This window comes from Cryobacterium sp. MP_3.1, assembly GCF_035984795.1.
GTDB lineage: Bacteria > Actinomycetota > Actinomycetes > Actinomycetales > Microbacteriaceae > Cryobacterium > Cryobacterium zongtaii.
This window is the reverse complement of record NZ_JAXCHV010000001.1, coordinates 290,107-304,564: the sequence shown is the minus strand read 5'-3', so window position 1 is coordinate 304,564 and position 14,458 is coordinate 290,107. Positions and strand designations below refer to the sequence as shown.

Genomic DNA, 14,458 nt, shown 5'->3' with positions numbered 1-14,458 from the left:
TCACCGAAAGTCACCTGATGACGGATTCCCTCTCCGGGCCAGAACCCGAACCGCGTAAGACGTCCGACGGCACCGACAGTGCCGCCAGAGCCGGTGCCGGCAGTGCCGGCAGTCCGGCAGAGCCCGCCGGCGCCCTCGCCGACAGTATGGCCGCGGCCGCCCGCCGCGCCGGGTTCAGTCCGGCCGCCGACGGGGAACCCATCAGCGGCCACGCGTTGCTGGCTGCCATGGGCGGCATCCGCGGCCTGGTCGAGGCCGTCCTGCCTGGCCTGGTCTTCCTGGTCACCTACACCCTCACCCGTGAGCTGATTCCGTCCCTGATCGCTCCGGTCATCATCGGTGTGATCTTCTTCGCCCTCCGGCTGGCCCGCAAGCAGACCGTCACCCAGGCCGTCGGCGGACTCGTCGGAATCGGCCTCAGCGCCGTGCTCGCCCTGTTCACCGGCCGCGCTGAAGACTTCTACCTGCCGGGCTTCTGGACCAACGGTGTGTACGGAGCGGCCCTGCTGGTCTCCGCACTGATCGGCTGGCCGCTTATCGGTGTGGCCGTCGGGTTCCTGATGGGGGAGCAGCTCGCCTGGCGGGCCGACCCGTCCAAGCGACGGGTGCTGACAATCCTCACCTTCATGTGGGCGGGACTGTTCATCCTGCGCCTGGCCGTGCAGCTTCCCCTGTACTACGCCGGCAACGTCGAGTGGCTGGGCGCGACCAAACTGCTCATGGGTATCCCGCTTTATGCGCCCCTTCTTGTGGTCTCCTGGCTGATGGTGCGTTCCGTGTACGCGGCCACCGCCGCCCAGCGCCCGGTGCTATAGTTATCTCGACGTCAAGATAGTTTGCGGTAAGGCTACCCTTGCTGGCAGAACCCGGCGTCAGTTGGTCAGGATTGAGGATCGCGGACGGGTTCCCGTCGGTTTCCACAAAGGAGAGGGCATCGTGTCTGCTGTTAATAGTTTTGGAGCTCGGGACACCCTGCGCGTCGGTGCGACGGACTACGAAGTCTTTCGCCTGGACGCCGTCAAGGGATACGAGAAGCTGCCGTTCAGCCTCAAGGTGCTGCTGGAGAACCTCCTCCGCACCGAAGACGGCGCCAACATCACCGCGGATCACATCCGCGCACTCGGCGCCTGGGTTCCCACCAGTGATCCCGACACGGAGATCCAGTTCACCCCCGCTCGCGTGATCATGCAGGACTTCACCGGCGTTCCGTGCATCGTGGACCTCGCCACCATGCGTGAGGCCGTCGCCGACCTCGGCGGCGACCCCAACAAGATCAACCCGCTCGCCCCGGCCGAGCTCGTCATCGACCACTCGGTCATCGCCGACCTGTTCGGCAGCGAGAACGCCCTCGAGCGCAACGTCGAGATCGAGTACGAGCGCAACGGTGAGCGCTACCAGTTCCTGCGCTGGGGCCAGACCGCGTTCGACGACTTCAAGGTCGTCCCGCCGGGAACCGGCATCGTGCACCAGGTCAACATCGAGTACCTGGCCCGCGTCACCTTCACGCGCGAAGTAGGCGGCGTCCTCCGCGCCTACCCCGACACCTGTGTCGGCACCGACTCGCACACCACGATGGTCAACGGCCTGGGCGTGCTCGGCTGGGGCGTCGGCGGCATCGAGGCCGAGGCGGCGATGCTCGGCCAGCCCGTGTCGATGCTGATCCCCAAGGTCGTCGGCTTCAAGCTCAACGGCTCCATCCCCGCCGGCGTCACCGCAACTGACGTTGTGCTCACGATCACGCAGATGCTGCGCCGCCACGGCGTTGTGGGCAAGTTCGTCGAATTCTACGGTGAGGGCGTCGCCCAGGTGCCGCTGGCCAACCGCGCCACCATCGGCAACATGAGCCCGGAGTTCGGCTCCACCGCTGCCATGTTCCCGATCGACGACGTCACCCTCGGCTACCTGCGTCTCACCGGCCGCAGCGAAGAGCAGGTCGCACTCGTCGAGGCGTACTCGAAGCTGCAGGGCCTGTGGCACGACCCCGCACAGGAGCCCGTCTTCAGCGAGTACCTCGAACTCGACCTGGGCACCGTCGTCCCGTCGATCGCCGGACCCAAGCGCCCGCAGGACCGGGTCGAACTCAGCAACGCGAAGTCCCAGTTCGAGATCGACCTGCAGAACTACGCCACGCACGACCTGTCCATGGTGGACGCGGCCGTCGAGGCCTCCTTCCCCGCCTCTGACCCGATCGGTTTCACCGCCGAGGACGAGCAGAGCGCCCACCAGGTTTCGCACCAGCACGTGAGCCACGCTCCCGTCTCGGTGTCGAGCCCGGTTCCGATCACCACCGCCGACGGGGCGAGCTACACGCTCGACCACGGAGCCGTGGCCGTTGCGGCCATCACCTCCTGCACCAACACCTCGAATCCGTCGGTCATGCTCGCCGCGGGTCTGCTGGCGCGGAACGCCGTGAAGAAGGGCCTGAAGTCCAAGCCCTGGGTCAAGACCACCCTGGCGCCGGGCTCCAAGGTCGTCACGGACTACTACGCCAAGGCCGGCCTCACCGACGACCTCGAGGCCCTCGGCTTCTACACCGTCGGCTACGGCTGCACTGTCTGCATCGGCAACACCGGACCCCTCATCAACGAGGTCTCCGCCGCGATCAACGACAACGACCTCGCTGTCACCGCGGTGCTCTCCGGAAACCGTAACTTCGAGGGCCGCATCAGCCCGGACGTCAAGATGAACTACCTGGCCAGCCCGCCGTTGGTCATCGCGTACGCCCTGGCCGGATCGATGAACTTCGACTTCGACACGGATGCCCTCGGCCAGGACACCGAAGGCAACGACGTGTTCCTGAAGGACATCTGGCCGGACTCCGCCGAGGTGCAGTCCACCATCGACAGCTCGATCGACACGGCCATGTTCACCAAGGAATACGGTGAGGTCTTCGAGGGCGACGAGCGCTGGCGTTCACTGCCCACGCCCGACAGCGAGGTCTTCGAGTGGGACCCCAAGTCCACCTACGTGCGGAAGCCCCCGTACTTCGACGGCATGACGCTGGAGACCAGCCCGGTCGCCGACATCGTCGGCGCCAGGGTGCTCGCCAAGCTCGGCGACTCGGTCACCACCGACCACATCAGCCCGGCAGGCAACATCAAGGCCGACAGCCCGGCCGGTGCGTACCTGATGGAGCACGGCGTCGACCGAAGCGACTTCAACTCCTACGGCTCGCGCCGCGGGAACCACGAGATCATGATCCGCGGCACCTTCGCCAACATCCGTCTGCGCAACCAACTGCTTGACGGCGTCGAGGGTGGTTACACCCGCGACTTCACCAAGCCGGATGCGCCGCAGTCGTTCATCTACGACGCCAGCCAGAACTACCAGGCAGCCGGCACCCCGCTGGTGATTTTCGGCGGCAAGGAGTACGGCTCCGGCTCGTCTCGGGACTGGGCGGCCAAGGGCACCAGCCTGCTGGGCGTCAAGGCCGTCATCACCGAGAGCTTCGAGCGGATCCACCGCTCGAACCTGATCGGTATGGGAGTGGTCCCGCTGCAGTTCCCCGCCGGCGAGTCCTGGGTGACCCTGGGCCTGGACGGCACCGAGAGCGTCTCGATCACCGGTATCGAAGAACTCAACGAGGGCCGCACGCCCAAGACCGTGCACGTTGTCGCCACCCCGACCGAGCACTCCGCTCCGGGCAAGGCCGTTGTGGAGTTCGACGCCGTCGTGCGCATCGACACCCCAGGTGAGGCGGACTACTACCGCAACGGCGGCATCCTGCAGTACGTGCTGCGCTCGCTCGTCGTCTAACCGGGAATTCGCAGAATCGCCGCAGACTGGCGCGTAGACTCGGGGAAACCGAACTGCGCGCCAGTTCTGCGTCGGCGTGAGCCGTTCGTTGCAACAAACGTGAAAGGTAGTGCCCATGACCCTTCTGGAGACGATCCACGGTCCCCGGGACCTTGACGGCCTCACGAAGGACCAGCTGGAAGAGCTGGCTGCGGAGGTCCGCGCCTTTCTGGTGGCGGAGATCTCGAAGACCGGCGGGCATCTGGGCCCCAACCTCGGCGTGGTCGAGATGACCATCGCCATCCACCGGATCTTCGATTCGCCGCGTGACGCGATCGTCTTCGACACCGGTCACCAGTCCTATGTGCACAAGATGCTGACCGGTCGGCAGGACTTCAGCCGGTTGCGCCAGTCCGATGGTCTGGCCGGCTACCCGCAGCGCAGCGAATCCGTGCACGACATCGTCGAGAGCTCCCACGCGTCGAGCTCGTTGTCCTGGGCCGACGGGATCTCCCGCGCCTTCGAGATGACCGGGCAGAGCGACCGGCACGTGATAGCCGTCGTCGGCGACGGCTCGCTCACCGGCGGCATGACCTGGGAAGCGCTGAACAACATCAGCGACGACAACAACCGGCGCCTGATCATCGTGATCAACGACAACGGCCGCTCGTACGCGCCCACCATCGGCGGCATGGCCAGGTTCCTCAACACCGTGCGCCTGCGCCGCAGCTACCGGGCCGCGTACCTCTCCAGCCGGGAGGCCTTCGACCACATGGGCGCGCCGGCGCGCGCCATCTTCCGTGGCGTGCGCGGCGGTCTGCACGGCTTCCTCAGCCGGTTCTCCAACAACGAGGCGCTGTATTCCAACCTCGACATCAAGTACATCGGGCCGGTCGACGGCCACGACATGGAGGCCATGCTCGAGGCGCTGCGCCAGGCCAAGGACTACGGCGCTCCCGTGATCGTGCACACCATCACCCAGAAGGGCAAGGGTTACGACCCCGCCGTGCAGGACGTCGCCGACCAGTTCCACGCCGTCGGCGTCATCGACCCTGAGACCGGTGAGCCCACCGAATCCGCGGGAGCACCGTCATGGACCTCGGTCTTCGCCGATGAGCTGCTGAGCCTGGCCACCGACAACCCGAAGCTGGTGGCGATCACCGCGGCCATGCTGCGCCCCACCGGTCTGCACAAGATGGCCGAGCGGTTCCCCGAGCGGGTGCACGACGTCGGCATCGCCGAGCAGCACGCGGTGACCAGCGCTGCCGGACTCGCCTTCGGTGGCCTGCACCCCGTCGTCGCCCTCTACGCCACCTTCATCAACCGTGCATTCGACCAGGTTCTGATGGATGTCGCCCTGCACCGGGCCGGCGTCACTTTCGTGCTCGACCGGGCCGGGGTCACCGGGCCGGACGGTCCCAGCCACCACGGCATGTGGGACCTCGCGATCCTGCAGGTCATCCCGCACATCCGACTCGCCGCACCGCGCGACTCCACCCGACTGCGCGAAGAGCTCGCCGAGGCCGTCCTCGTGGATGACGCGCCCACGGTGCTGCGGTTCCCCAAGGGCAGCACCGGCGTCGAGTTCGACGCCCTCGAGCGTCTGTCCGACGGTGTCGACGTGCTCCTCCGCAGCAGCCAGCAGGACGTGCTCATCGTCACCGTCGGTCCGATGGCCGGAATGGGCCTCGAGGTCGCGGAGCGGCTCGCCGCCCAGGGCATCGGTGCGACCGTCGTCGATCCCCGCTGGGTGGTCCCGGTGCCCCAGAGCATCATCGAACTCGCCGCCCAGCACCGCATCGTGGTGAGCATCGAGGACGGTATCCGGGTGGGCGGCATCGGCACCCGCATCCGCCAGGACCTGCGCGAGGCCGGCGTCGACACCGCCGTCACCGAGCTGGGTCTGCCTGACGAGTTCCTGGACCACGGCACCCGCGCCGAGATCCTCGAGCGGGTCGGCCTCACGCCGCAGCACATCGCCAGGGACGTCGTCGCGATGGTCCTCGGCAGCAAGCTGCCGCACGCCCGCCCCCTGCCGGCGGACGCCGACCGCACCGAAACCGGCACCGTCCCCCTGCAGCGCGCCCCCCGCGACTAACCCCTCACCCGCCGCCTGGCGGATGGTGGTGGCCGGATCGGGACACCGCTTGACTTAGAGTGCGCTCGAGGTTTTAGGGTTGCAGCATGACCCCACCCGACGAACAGCTTTCGATCTCCGAGGTCGCCGAGCGTACCGGGCTGAGCGCCCATACGCTGCGGTACTACGAGCGAGCGGGCCTGATGCTCGCACCCATCCACCGGGCTGCGTCCACCCACCGGGCGTACACGGCGCGGGACGTGACCTGGATCATCTTCCTGACCCGGCTACGCAGCACCGCCCTGCCGATCGCGCAGGTGAAGGAGTACGCCGACCTCGCCCGGCGCGGTGAGGACTCCACGCCGGAGCGCCTCGAGCTGCTTCAACGGCACCGGATCGCCGTCGTGGCCCAGCTCGCCGAGATGCAGGCGAGCCTCGCCGCCATCGACCACAAGATCTCCCTCTACGCCGAAAGGACCACAGCATGAAGCACATCACCCTGGGCACCAGCACTCCACTCGAGGTCGGCCGTCTCGGCCTGGGCTGCATGGGAATGTCAGCGTTCTACTCCGGCGCCGGCACCGACGATGCCGAGTCGATCCGCACCATCCGCAGAGCCATCGACCTCGGTGTCACCCTGTTCGACACCGCCGAAATCTACGGCCCGTACCTCAACGAGGAACTCCTCGGCCGGGCGCTGGCCGGCCGCCGCGACGACGTGGTCATCGCCACCAAGTTCGGTACCATCCAGCACCGCACCGACGGCTCCAGGGGACTGGACGGCAGCCCGGAGAACGTGCGCCTGTCCGTCGAAGGGTCGCTGACCCGCCTCGGTACCGATCACATCGACCTGTACTACCAGCACCGGATGGATCCGGGCGTGCCCGTCGAGGACACCGTCGGTGCCCTGGCCGAGCTCATCAGCGCCGGCCTGATCGGCCACTACGGCCTGTCCGAGGCCGCGCCGGACACCATCAGGCGGGCCCACGCCGTTCACCCGGTCACGGCGCTGCAGACCGAGTACTCGCTGTGGAGCCGCGAACCCGAGACGGAACTGCTGCCCCTGGTGCGCGAGCTCGGGATTGGCTTTGTGCCGTACTCGCCGCTCGGTCGGGGCTTCCTGACCGGGGCCATCCGCACACTCGACCAGCTCGACGAGGACGACTTCCGGCGCAGCAATCCCCGGTTCGCCGGCGCCAACCTCGCCGCCAACATCCGCATCGTGGAGCAGGTCGACGCTGTCGCGACGGAACTCGATGCGACGCCGGCCCAAGTGGCCCTGGCCTGGCTGCTCGCTCAGGGCACCGACATCGCCCCGATCCCCGGGACCAAGAGGGTCGGCCGGCTCGAGGAGAACGTCGCGGCGGATGCGCTTGTGCTCAGCGCTGCCCAGCTCGCAACCCTGTCCGCGATCGACGCCCCGGTCGGCGACCGGTACGCCGACATGAGCCCGCTGAACCGGTAGCCCGTATCTGTTCCCGAAACGGACAATTGTGGCCGGCGCACCGGCCACAATTGTCCGCTCGGGCAACAGTTGTTCTGCCCTGGCCGACTAGCTCAGCACGGGAGTGCTGCTAGCCGGCGCCGCGGAACCGACGCCGCGCACCATCGGGGTGTGGAACGTGCCGCCGAAAACCCGCTCGCTGGCGCCGACCCTGTCGAGGTACGGGGTGATCCCGCCCATCTGGAAGGGCCAGCCGGCACCGAGGAGCATGCACAGATCGATGTCCTCCGGCGCGTGCACCACATCGTCGTCGAGCATCCGCTTGATCTCGTCGGCGAGGCCGTCCTCCACCCGGCGCAGGATCTGCTCCGCCGTGATGGGCGTCGTGCCGCCGGCGACGATCTTCACTGCACCCTTGTCGAAACCGGTGACCTTGCCGCTGGAGTTGCGCTCGAGGATCTTTCCGTGCTCGGCCAGACGGTGCAGGTTGGTGCTCTCGAAGAACCGGTCCGGGAATGCCGCGTGGTGGGTGTCCAACACGTGCGCGCCGACCTTGAGGCCGACCAGCTCGAGCAGCTCGAACGGGGTCATCGGCAGGCCGAACGACGCCAGGGCGCCGTTGACGACCTCGAACGGTGTGCCGGTGTCGACGGCGTGCATGGCCTCGCCGAGCAGCTTGGCCAGCACCCGGTTGACCACGAAGCCCGGGGTGTCGCGGGTGATGACGGCGTTCTTCCGGAGTTTGGCGGCGATCACCATCGCGGTTGAGAGGGTGGCGTCATCGGTCGCGGGGGTGTTCACGACCTCGATGAGCGGCATCACGGCGACGGGATTGAAGAAGTGGAAACCGACCAGCCGTTCGGGGTGGTCCAGCTTCGCGCCGATCTGCTCCACCGACAGCGAGGATGTGTTGGTGGCCAGCACCGCGGTGGGGGAGATGTGCTTCTCGATCTCGGCGAAGACGTCCTGTTTTACCCCGAGCTCCTCGAAGACCGCTTCGATGACCCAATCCGCGTCGGCGAAGTCGGCCTTGTCGGTGGTGCCTGTCACCAGGGCGCGCAGCCGGTTCGCCTCGTCGGAGCTGATCCGGCCCTTGTCCTGCAGGGTCTGGATCTCAGCGTGGATGTAGGCCACTCCCTTGTCGACCCTGGCCTGGTCGAGGTCGGTGATCACGACGGGTACCTTCAGCCGGCGCACGAACAGCAGGGCGAACTGGCTGGCCATCAGGCCGGCGCCGATGACACCGACCTTGCCGATGGGGCGTGCCAGGGCCTTGTCCGGGGCGCCGGCCGGCCGCTTGGCGCGCTTCTGCACCAGGTTGAATGAGTAGATGCTCGCGGGCAGCTGGTCGCCGGAGATGAGGTCGGCGAGGGCTTCGTCCTCCCGGGCGAAGGCCTCGGCCTTGGTGCCGGTGCGGGCCGCCTTGATCAAATCCAGTGCCGCGTACGGCGACGCCGCGACGGTGCCGATGCGGGACTCGAGCATCTTGCGGGCGATACCGACGGCCGCATCCCACTTGACCATGCGCTCGATCTTGCCGGGCGCGTTGGGCCGGCTCACCGAAACGCTGCCGGCGATGACACCGTCTGCCCACCGGATGGAGTCCTCCAGGAAGGTCACGGACCCGAACATTCTGTCGGCGATGCCCAGCTTGAGCGCGTCCGCGCCGGTCAGGGTGCGGTTGTTCTTCAGCGGGTTCTCAACGATGACCTTGAGGGCGTTCTCGATGCCGATCAGGTTGGGCAGCAGGTAGGAGCCGCCCCAGCCGGGGATCAGGCCGAGGAAGACCTCGGGCAGCGCTATGGCCGGTACGCTCGCGTCGACGGTGCGGTAGTCGGCGTTCAGGGCCACCTCGAGGCCGCCGCCCAGGGCGAGACCGTTGATGAACACGAACGACGGCACCCCGAGGGTGCTCAGCTTGCCCAGGGCGAAGTGACCGAGCTGAGCGAGCAGCTTGCCTACCTCGCGGGACGGGATCTCGCTGACTTTGCTCAGGTCGGCTCCAGCGGCGAGGATGAACGGTTTGCCCGTGACGGCCACGCCGTGGATCTCACCGCGCCCGGCGCGAGCGGTGAGCTCGTCCATGACGGCGCTGAATTCCAGGAGAGTGACCGGGCCGAGCGTGTTGGGCCTGGTGTGGTCCCGCCCGTTGTCGAGAGTCACGAGGGCGAGGGTGCGGCCACCGGAAAGCGGGACGTCCCGGACGAGCGAGTGGGTGACGACTTCATCACCGGACACCACGATGAGCGGGGAGAAGTCCACGGTGGCGTAGTCGATGGGGGTGCTGGTCTTGTCGGTCATCGCTTGGCTGCCTTCTTGTTGAAGTGCGGGTTTTCCCAGATCACGGTGCCGCCCTGGCCGAGGCCGATGCACATGGCCGTGAGACCGTAACGCACCTCGGGGTGTTCGGCGAACTGGCTGGCGAGCTGGTTCATCAGGCGCACGCCCGACGATGCGAGCGGATGCCCGATGGCGATGGCACCGCCGTACTCGTTGACGCGGGGATCGTCGTCGTCGATGCCGAAGTGGTCGAGGAAGGAGATCACCTGCACCGCGAACGCCTCGTTGAGTTCGAACAGGCCGATGTCGGTGATCGACAGACCCGCCTTGCGCAGCGCCTTCTCGGTGGATGGCACGGGGCCCAGCCCCATCACCTCAGGCTCGACACCGGCGAAAGCGAAGCTCACGAGCTTCATCTTCACGCTGAGGCCGAGCTCCTTGGCTGCGGCGCCGCTGGCCAGAAGGCAGGCGGTGGCGCCGTCGTTCAGGCCGGACGCGTTGCCGGCGGTGATGCGGCCGTGCGGCCGGAACGGCGTCTTCAGGCCGGCGAGGCCCTCGAGGGTGGTCTCGGGGCGCGGCGCCTCGTCGCGGGTGGCGAGGCCCCAGCCCGCGGCGCTGCGGGTTGCCACGGACACCAGGTCCGGCTGAATCTTGCCCGCTTCGTACGCGGCCGCGACCTTCTGCTGGCTGCGCAGGGCATACCGGTCAGAACGGTCTTTGGTGTACTCGGGGAACCGGTCGTGGATGCGCTCGGCGGTCGCGCCCATGTTGAGGGCGTCCTCACTGACCAGGCGTTCGCTGAGGAACCGGGGGTTCGGGTCGACCCCGGCGCCCATCGGGTGGCGACCCATGTGTTCGACACCGCCGGCGATGGCGAGGTCGTATGCGCCGAAACCGATCGCGGCGCCCATGGTGGTGACCGAGGTCATCGCCCCCGCGCACATGCGGTCGATGGCGAAGCCCGGCACCGAGACGGGCAGGCCCGCCAGCAGGGCTGCCGTGCGACCGAGGGTCAGCCCCTGGTCACCGGCCTGGGTGGTCGCCGCGATGGCGACATCATCGATGCGTTCGCCCGGAACGTTCGGGTTGCGTTCCATCAGTCCGGTGATCGCCTTGACGACCAGGTCGTCGGCGCGGGTATTCCAATACATACCCTTCTCGCCGGCACGACCGAACGGGGTGCGAACCCCGTCCACGAAGACGACTTCAGTTCTCTCGGCCACTTTGCCTCCATCACTCAAAACAGGTATCGCACGATCCTAGGGTGACGGATTAACCGGTGTGAATCCTTTGATTGTTCCTACGACTGTGCGTCCGCGGCAACGGAGGCGCTTTGGTGGACTTCCACAAAGGCATCAGCGATTAGTTGTGCAGTGGCCTCAATCTGCCAGGATCTCGCACCGAGACCGGCGAGGGCCTCGCCCACGGCATCGGCACCAGCCGGCTCCGGCGGCTGCCAGGCCACGCGACGCAGATGGTCGGGGGTGAGGAGGTTCTCCAATGGAACCGCGCGCTCCTCCGAGGCGGCCGTCAGGGCGGCCCTCGCAGCCTTGTACCGCAGGTCGGCGTCGGGATTGCGGTCAGCCCAGGCGCGGGGCGGCGGCAGTGCGTCGCCGTTCGCCTTCACCGAGGGCAGGTCAACGCTGGCGAGCCCACGCAGGATGGCCTGCCACCACCTGTCGAGCTCGGTTCGGCTGGCGCGACCGTTGAACTCGCGGAGCTCGGCGAGGGCGTTCCGGTTCGCGGGCAGCAGACGTGCTGCGGCCACGAGCGACGCGTCGGGAACCAACCGGCCGGGGGAGACGTCGAGCTCCTGGGCAAGGGCGTCCCTGGCGACCCACAGCTCGCGGGCCACGGCCAGGTTGCGCTGGCCGCGCACGGCGTGCAGGCCGGACAGGCGGCGCCAGGGCTCAGCACGGGCCGGCTTCGCTTCCTTGGCGAGTACCGCGGCGAACTCCTGGTCGGCGATCTCGGTCTTGCCGGATTCCACGAGCAGGTCGACCATGCTGTCACGGAGGTCCGGGAGCAGCTCCACGTCCAGGGCTGCGTAGACCAGCCAGCTTTCGGGCAACGGCCGGGTCGACCAGTTCGCCGCTGAGTGTTCCTTGGCGAGGTGGATGCCGAGGAGTTCTTCGACCACGGTGCCGAGTCCCACGCGGGGCAGGCCGAGCAGGCGGGCAGCGAGCTCGGTGTCGAAGATGCGGGTGGGGTCGAGGCCGACCTCGCGGAGGCAGGCGAGATCCTGACTTGCCGCGTGCAGGATCCACTCCTCGTCGGCGAGGGCGTCGTTGAGTTCGCTGAAGTCGCCGATGGCCGGCGGATCGAACAGGAACGTGCCCGCATCCCGGCGGAAGATCTGGATCAGGTAGGCACGCTGGGAGTAGGTGAAACCCGAGGCCCGTTCCGCATCGATGCCGATCGGCCCGGTTCCCTGGGCGAGCACGTCGCGTGCCGCGAGATAGGCTGCGCGGGAGTCGATGACCTGGTGGGCGACCACGGGTCGGTCAACCACGGGACGCACGATGTGCCGAGAGATACGCGACGCTGGTGAGGTTCGGCGCCGTGCTGGTCAGACGCGTGTTGCTCATGCCTGACGCCGTGTTGCTCAACGCCCCGGGGTTCATCCCCGGGCCGGTTTCGGTAACGACTGCATTTCCTGCCATGACGTTCATTCCCGCGGTCTCCCTGCCGGCGCGTTCAGCGCCCGGCGCGTCGAGGCCGGCGAAGTCGCCACCGGCCGTTTCCCTGCCGGCAGACTCGCGGCCGCCGGCGGCCACTCCCAGCGTATGCAATCCCGGGCCTGTTCGCAGAACGGACGAGGCTGACGGCCCGATCTGGTCCACGGGGCCCAACGTGATTCCTGAGCTGCCCTGTCCTGTCGAGCCCAGTGCTGTCGAGCCCGGTGCTGTCGAGCCCGGTCCTGACGTGCCAAGGTCAGGACCCGGTTCAGAGGAGCCATGTCCCTCAGCGCCGGGGGGACGCCCATGCCGAGCGGAGGAGGATGAAGAGGACGCGGAACGGGAGGAAGAAGGGTGGCCGTGACGGGGCGGGGCGGGCAGCTCGCTGGCGGGCGGGAGGCCGGCGAGCATGCAGAGCAGTTCACCCCAGCCTTCGACGTGTGCGGCGAGGTCGTTGTCCAACGGACTCCATGACGCCCGCAGCTCGATCTGAGCGCCATCGCCCTGAGCGGCGAGCTCACCGAAGCCCGAGGAGAGAATCTTGGTGGCGGTGCCCGAGGCGGCGGTGTAGTTCGCACCTCGGGTGTCCAGGGCATCCACCAACCAGGCCCAGGCGACCTCCGCGAGGAACGGATCGACTCCGATGTCGTTCTCGAGAGGTGCCTGGGCGAAGCAGACGACGCGGAAAGGTCCGCCCCAACTCTCGGGTTCGTCGGGGTCGTAGAGCAGGATGAAGCGTCCGGTACCGAAGTCGGAGTCGCTGCCGTGTCGCACCGGCGTGACATCCGCAGACAGTGCCACGGCATACGGAGCGAGGTTTCCGGGGGCCGAAATCTCAGTGACCACCAGCTCCGGGCGCGGGCTGGAAGAACGGATCGCGTTGAGCGCCGCGGCAAACTGCGCAGGGCGCTGGGGCTGATCCTCTGAATCGGGCACGTCTGCAGACTAGAGTTTTTTCCGTGGGGCTGGTGCGAGGCACGCCGAACAGCGAAGAGGTAGGCATGACAGGGATCGGTACACGAGCGGAAACCACGCGCGGCCTGGCGTCGGCGGGGCTGGTGATCGCGGGCGGCGCCGTTGCGGTGAGCGCCGCCGCAGCCCTGGCGGTGGGTGTGCTGGCCGGTGTCATGGCGCGCCGCATCGTGACCCCGCCCACCAAACGAGCCGACGATACGAGGGTGTTCGACGTCGACCTCGACGCCGGCACCATCACCCTCGAAGCGACCAAGGACGCGGTCCTTCCCGGTGACTACAGTTTCTGGTTCGCCGGTGACTCCGGACACGCGCGCCTGGGTGCCATCGAGTCTCGCGCGGCGAAGACCGTGACCCGCCGCATCCTGACCGTGGACTTCGGTGACCTCGGCTCGGTGACCTCGGGACGGCTGGGCGGCTACTCCTTCCTTGGACCGTGGGACCTCGGGCTCGAGTTCTCCAACGTGACGGTGCCGACCGAGCTGGGTGATGCTCCCGCCTGGCTGATCCCCGCGTCAGAACCCTCCGGGCACTGGGTGATCCAGGTGCACGGCCGGGGGGTCCGTCGGCACGAGACGCTTCGGGCCGTTCCCGTGTTCAACGCCGCCGGATACACCTGTCTGCTGGTCTCCTATCGCAACGATGGTGAGGCGCCGCCGAGCGCCGACGGCCGGTTCGGGCTCGGCGACACCGAATGGCGGGACGTTGAGGCGGCCATCCAGTTCGCCGTGGAGAACGGAGCGACCCAGATCGTGCTGATGGGCTGGTCGATGGGCGGGGCGATCGCCCTGCAGGCGGCGACCCGCGCGAAGCACGACGGTCGGCTCACCGGCATCGTGCTCGATTCGCCCGTGATCGATTGGGCGGATGTTGTGGCCTACCAGGCGCTCACCCTCCGGCTGCCGCGGGCGGTGGTTCGCGGCGCACTGGTGGTGATGGGGCGCCGCTGGGGACGTCTGGTCACGGGGATGCATCTCCCCATTGACTTCCCCCGACTGGACTTCGTGTCCCGGTCGAACGATCTGAGCCTGCCGATTCTCATCCTGCACAGCGACGACGACGGCTACGTGCCGTCAGCGCCGTCCCGGGCCCTGGCCGAACGGCGACCAGACATCGTCACCCTGGTGCCGTTCGAGGTGGCCAGGCACACCAAACTGTGGAACTACGATCCGGCCGCCTGGAACGGGGCCATCCTCGGCTGGCTCGGCACGCTCGGCTCGGCACACCCCGCCGTGACGGCGGCCGGACACACCGGCGACCGGTAGGCCTCGG

Annotated in this window: 9 protein-coding genes and 1 pseudogene; 6 read left to right on the top strand and 4 right to left on the bottom strand. The window is 67.8% G+C overall.

Annotated features, from left to right (window positions below; translation table 11 throughout):
* Positions 1 to 17: 17 nt before the first annotated feature.
* The 5 genes from RCH12_RS01430 to RCH12_RS01410 all read left to right on the top strand — a co-directional run bounded on the left by RCH12_RS01430 (position 18) and on the right by RCH12_RS01410 (position 7,277).
* Entirely contained in the window at positions 18 to 815 is a 798-nt protein-coding gene (locus RCH12_RS01430; protein ID WP_327015820.1) for a DUF3159 domain-containing protein, read from the top strand.
* Positions 816 to 936: 121 nt separating this feature from the next.
* Positions 937 to 3,756 carry an aconitate hydratase AcnA gene (gene acnA, locus RCH12_RS01425; RefSeq protein ID WP_103431942.1) on the top strand — a complete coding sequence of 940 codons (2,820 nt, stop codon included), beginning with the start codon at positions 937 to 939 and terminating at the stop codon, positions 3,754 to 3,756.
* 115 nt (positions 3,757 to 3,871) lie between these two features.
* A complete protein-coding gene (gene dxs, locus RCH12_RS01420) occupies positions 3,872 to 5,833 on the top strand; it encodes a 1-deoxy-D-xylulose-5-phosphate synthase (protein ID WP_103431941.1) in 1,962 nt (653 codons plus the stop codon).
* Between the two features lie 86 nt (positions 5,834 to 5,919).
* Entirely contained in the window at positions 5,920 to 6,300 is a 381-nt protein-coding gene (locus tag RCH12_RS01415; protein ID WP_327015819.1) for a MerR family transcriptional regulator, read from the top strand.
* Positions 6,297 to 7,277 carry an aldo/keto reductase gene (locus tag RCH12_RS01410; RefSeq protein WP_103431939.1) on the top strand — a complete coding sequence of 327 codons (981 nt, stop codon included), beginning with the start codon at positions 6,297 to 6,299 and terminating at the stop codon, positions 7,275 to 7,277. The genes RCH12_RS01415 and RCH12_RS01410 overlap by 4 nt, the downstream gene beginning before the upstream one ends.
* Before the next feature lie 87 nt (positions 7,278 to 7,364).
* Here the strand turns inward: RCH12_RS01410 and RCH12_RS01405 are convergent, their stop codons facing one another.
* From RCH12_RS01405 to RCH12_RS01390, 4 genes and pseudogenes are all read right to left on the bottom strand, one after another.
* Positions 7,365 to 9,557, bottom strand: a complete 2,193-nt coding sequence (locus tag RCH12_RS01405; protein ID WP_103431938.1) for a 3-hydroxyacyl-CoA dehydrogenase NAD-binding domain-containing protein — start codon at positions 9,555 to 9,557, stop codon at positions 7,365 to 7,367.
* Positions 9,554 to 10,759 carry a thiolase family protein gene (locus tag RCH12_RS01400; RefSeq protein ID WP_103431937.1) on the bottom strand — a complete coding sequence of 402 codons (1,206 nt, stop codon included), beginning with the start codon at positions 10,757 to 10,759 and terminating at the stop codon, positions 9,554 to 9,556. Before RCH12_RS01400 ends, RCH12_RS01405 begins: the two co-directional genes overlap by 4 nt.
* Before the next feature lie 77 nt (positions 10,760 to 10,836).
* Positions 10,837 to 12,048 carry an HRDC domain-containing protein gene (locus RCH12_RS01395; protein WP_442784543.1) on the bottom strand — a complete coding sequence of 404 codons (1,212 nt, stop codon included), beginning with the start codon at positions 12,046 to 12,048 and terminating at the stop codon, positions 10,837 to 10,839.
* Positions 12,049 to 12,595: 547 nt separating this feature from the next.
* Positions 12,596 to 13,150 (bottom strand): annotated as a pseudogene (locus tag RCH12_RS01390) (DUF3000 domain-containing protein); the annotation flags it as partial.
* Positions 13,151 to 13,215: 65 nt separating this feature from the next.
* Between RCH12_RS01390 and RCH12_RS01385 the strand changes: the two are divergent.
* On the top strand, positions 13,216 to 14,451 hold the full coding sequence (locus tag RCH12_RS01385) for an alpha/beta hydrolase family protein (protein WP_327015818.1): 1,236 nt from the start codon (positions 13,216 to 13,218) through the stop codon (positions 14,449 to 14,451).
* Positions 14,452 to 14,458 lie beyond the last annotated feature (7 nt).

What these genes read in the sequence shown, in the direction of transcription:
- RCH12_RS01410 (WP_103431939.1), top strand. Translation starts at nt 6,297, where the DNA reads ATGAAGCACATCACCCTGGGCACCAGCACTCCACTCGAGGTCGGCCGT.
- dxs (WP_103431941.1), top strand. Translation starts at nt 3,872, where the DNA reads ATGACCCTTCTGGAGACGATCCACGGTCCCCGGGACCTTGACGGCCTC.
- RCH12_RS01415 (WP_327015819.1), top strand. Translation starts at nt 5,920, where the DNA reads ATGACCCCACCCGACGAACAGCTTTCGATCTCCGAGGTCGCCGAGCGT.
- RCH12_RS01385 (WP_327015818.1), top strand. Translation starts at nt 13,216, where the DNA reads ATGACAGGGATCGGTACACGAGCGGAAACCACGCGCGGCCTGGCGTCG.
- RCH12_RS01405 (WP_103431938.1), bottom strand. Translation starts at nt 9,557, where the DNA reads ATGACCGACAAGACCAGCACCCCCATCGACTACGCCACCGTGGACTTC.
- RCH12_RS01430 (WP_327015820.1), top strand. Translation starts at nt 18, where the DNA reads ATGACGGATTCCCTCTCCGGGCCAGAACCCGAACCGCGTAAGACGTCC.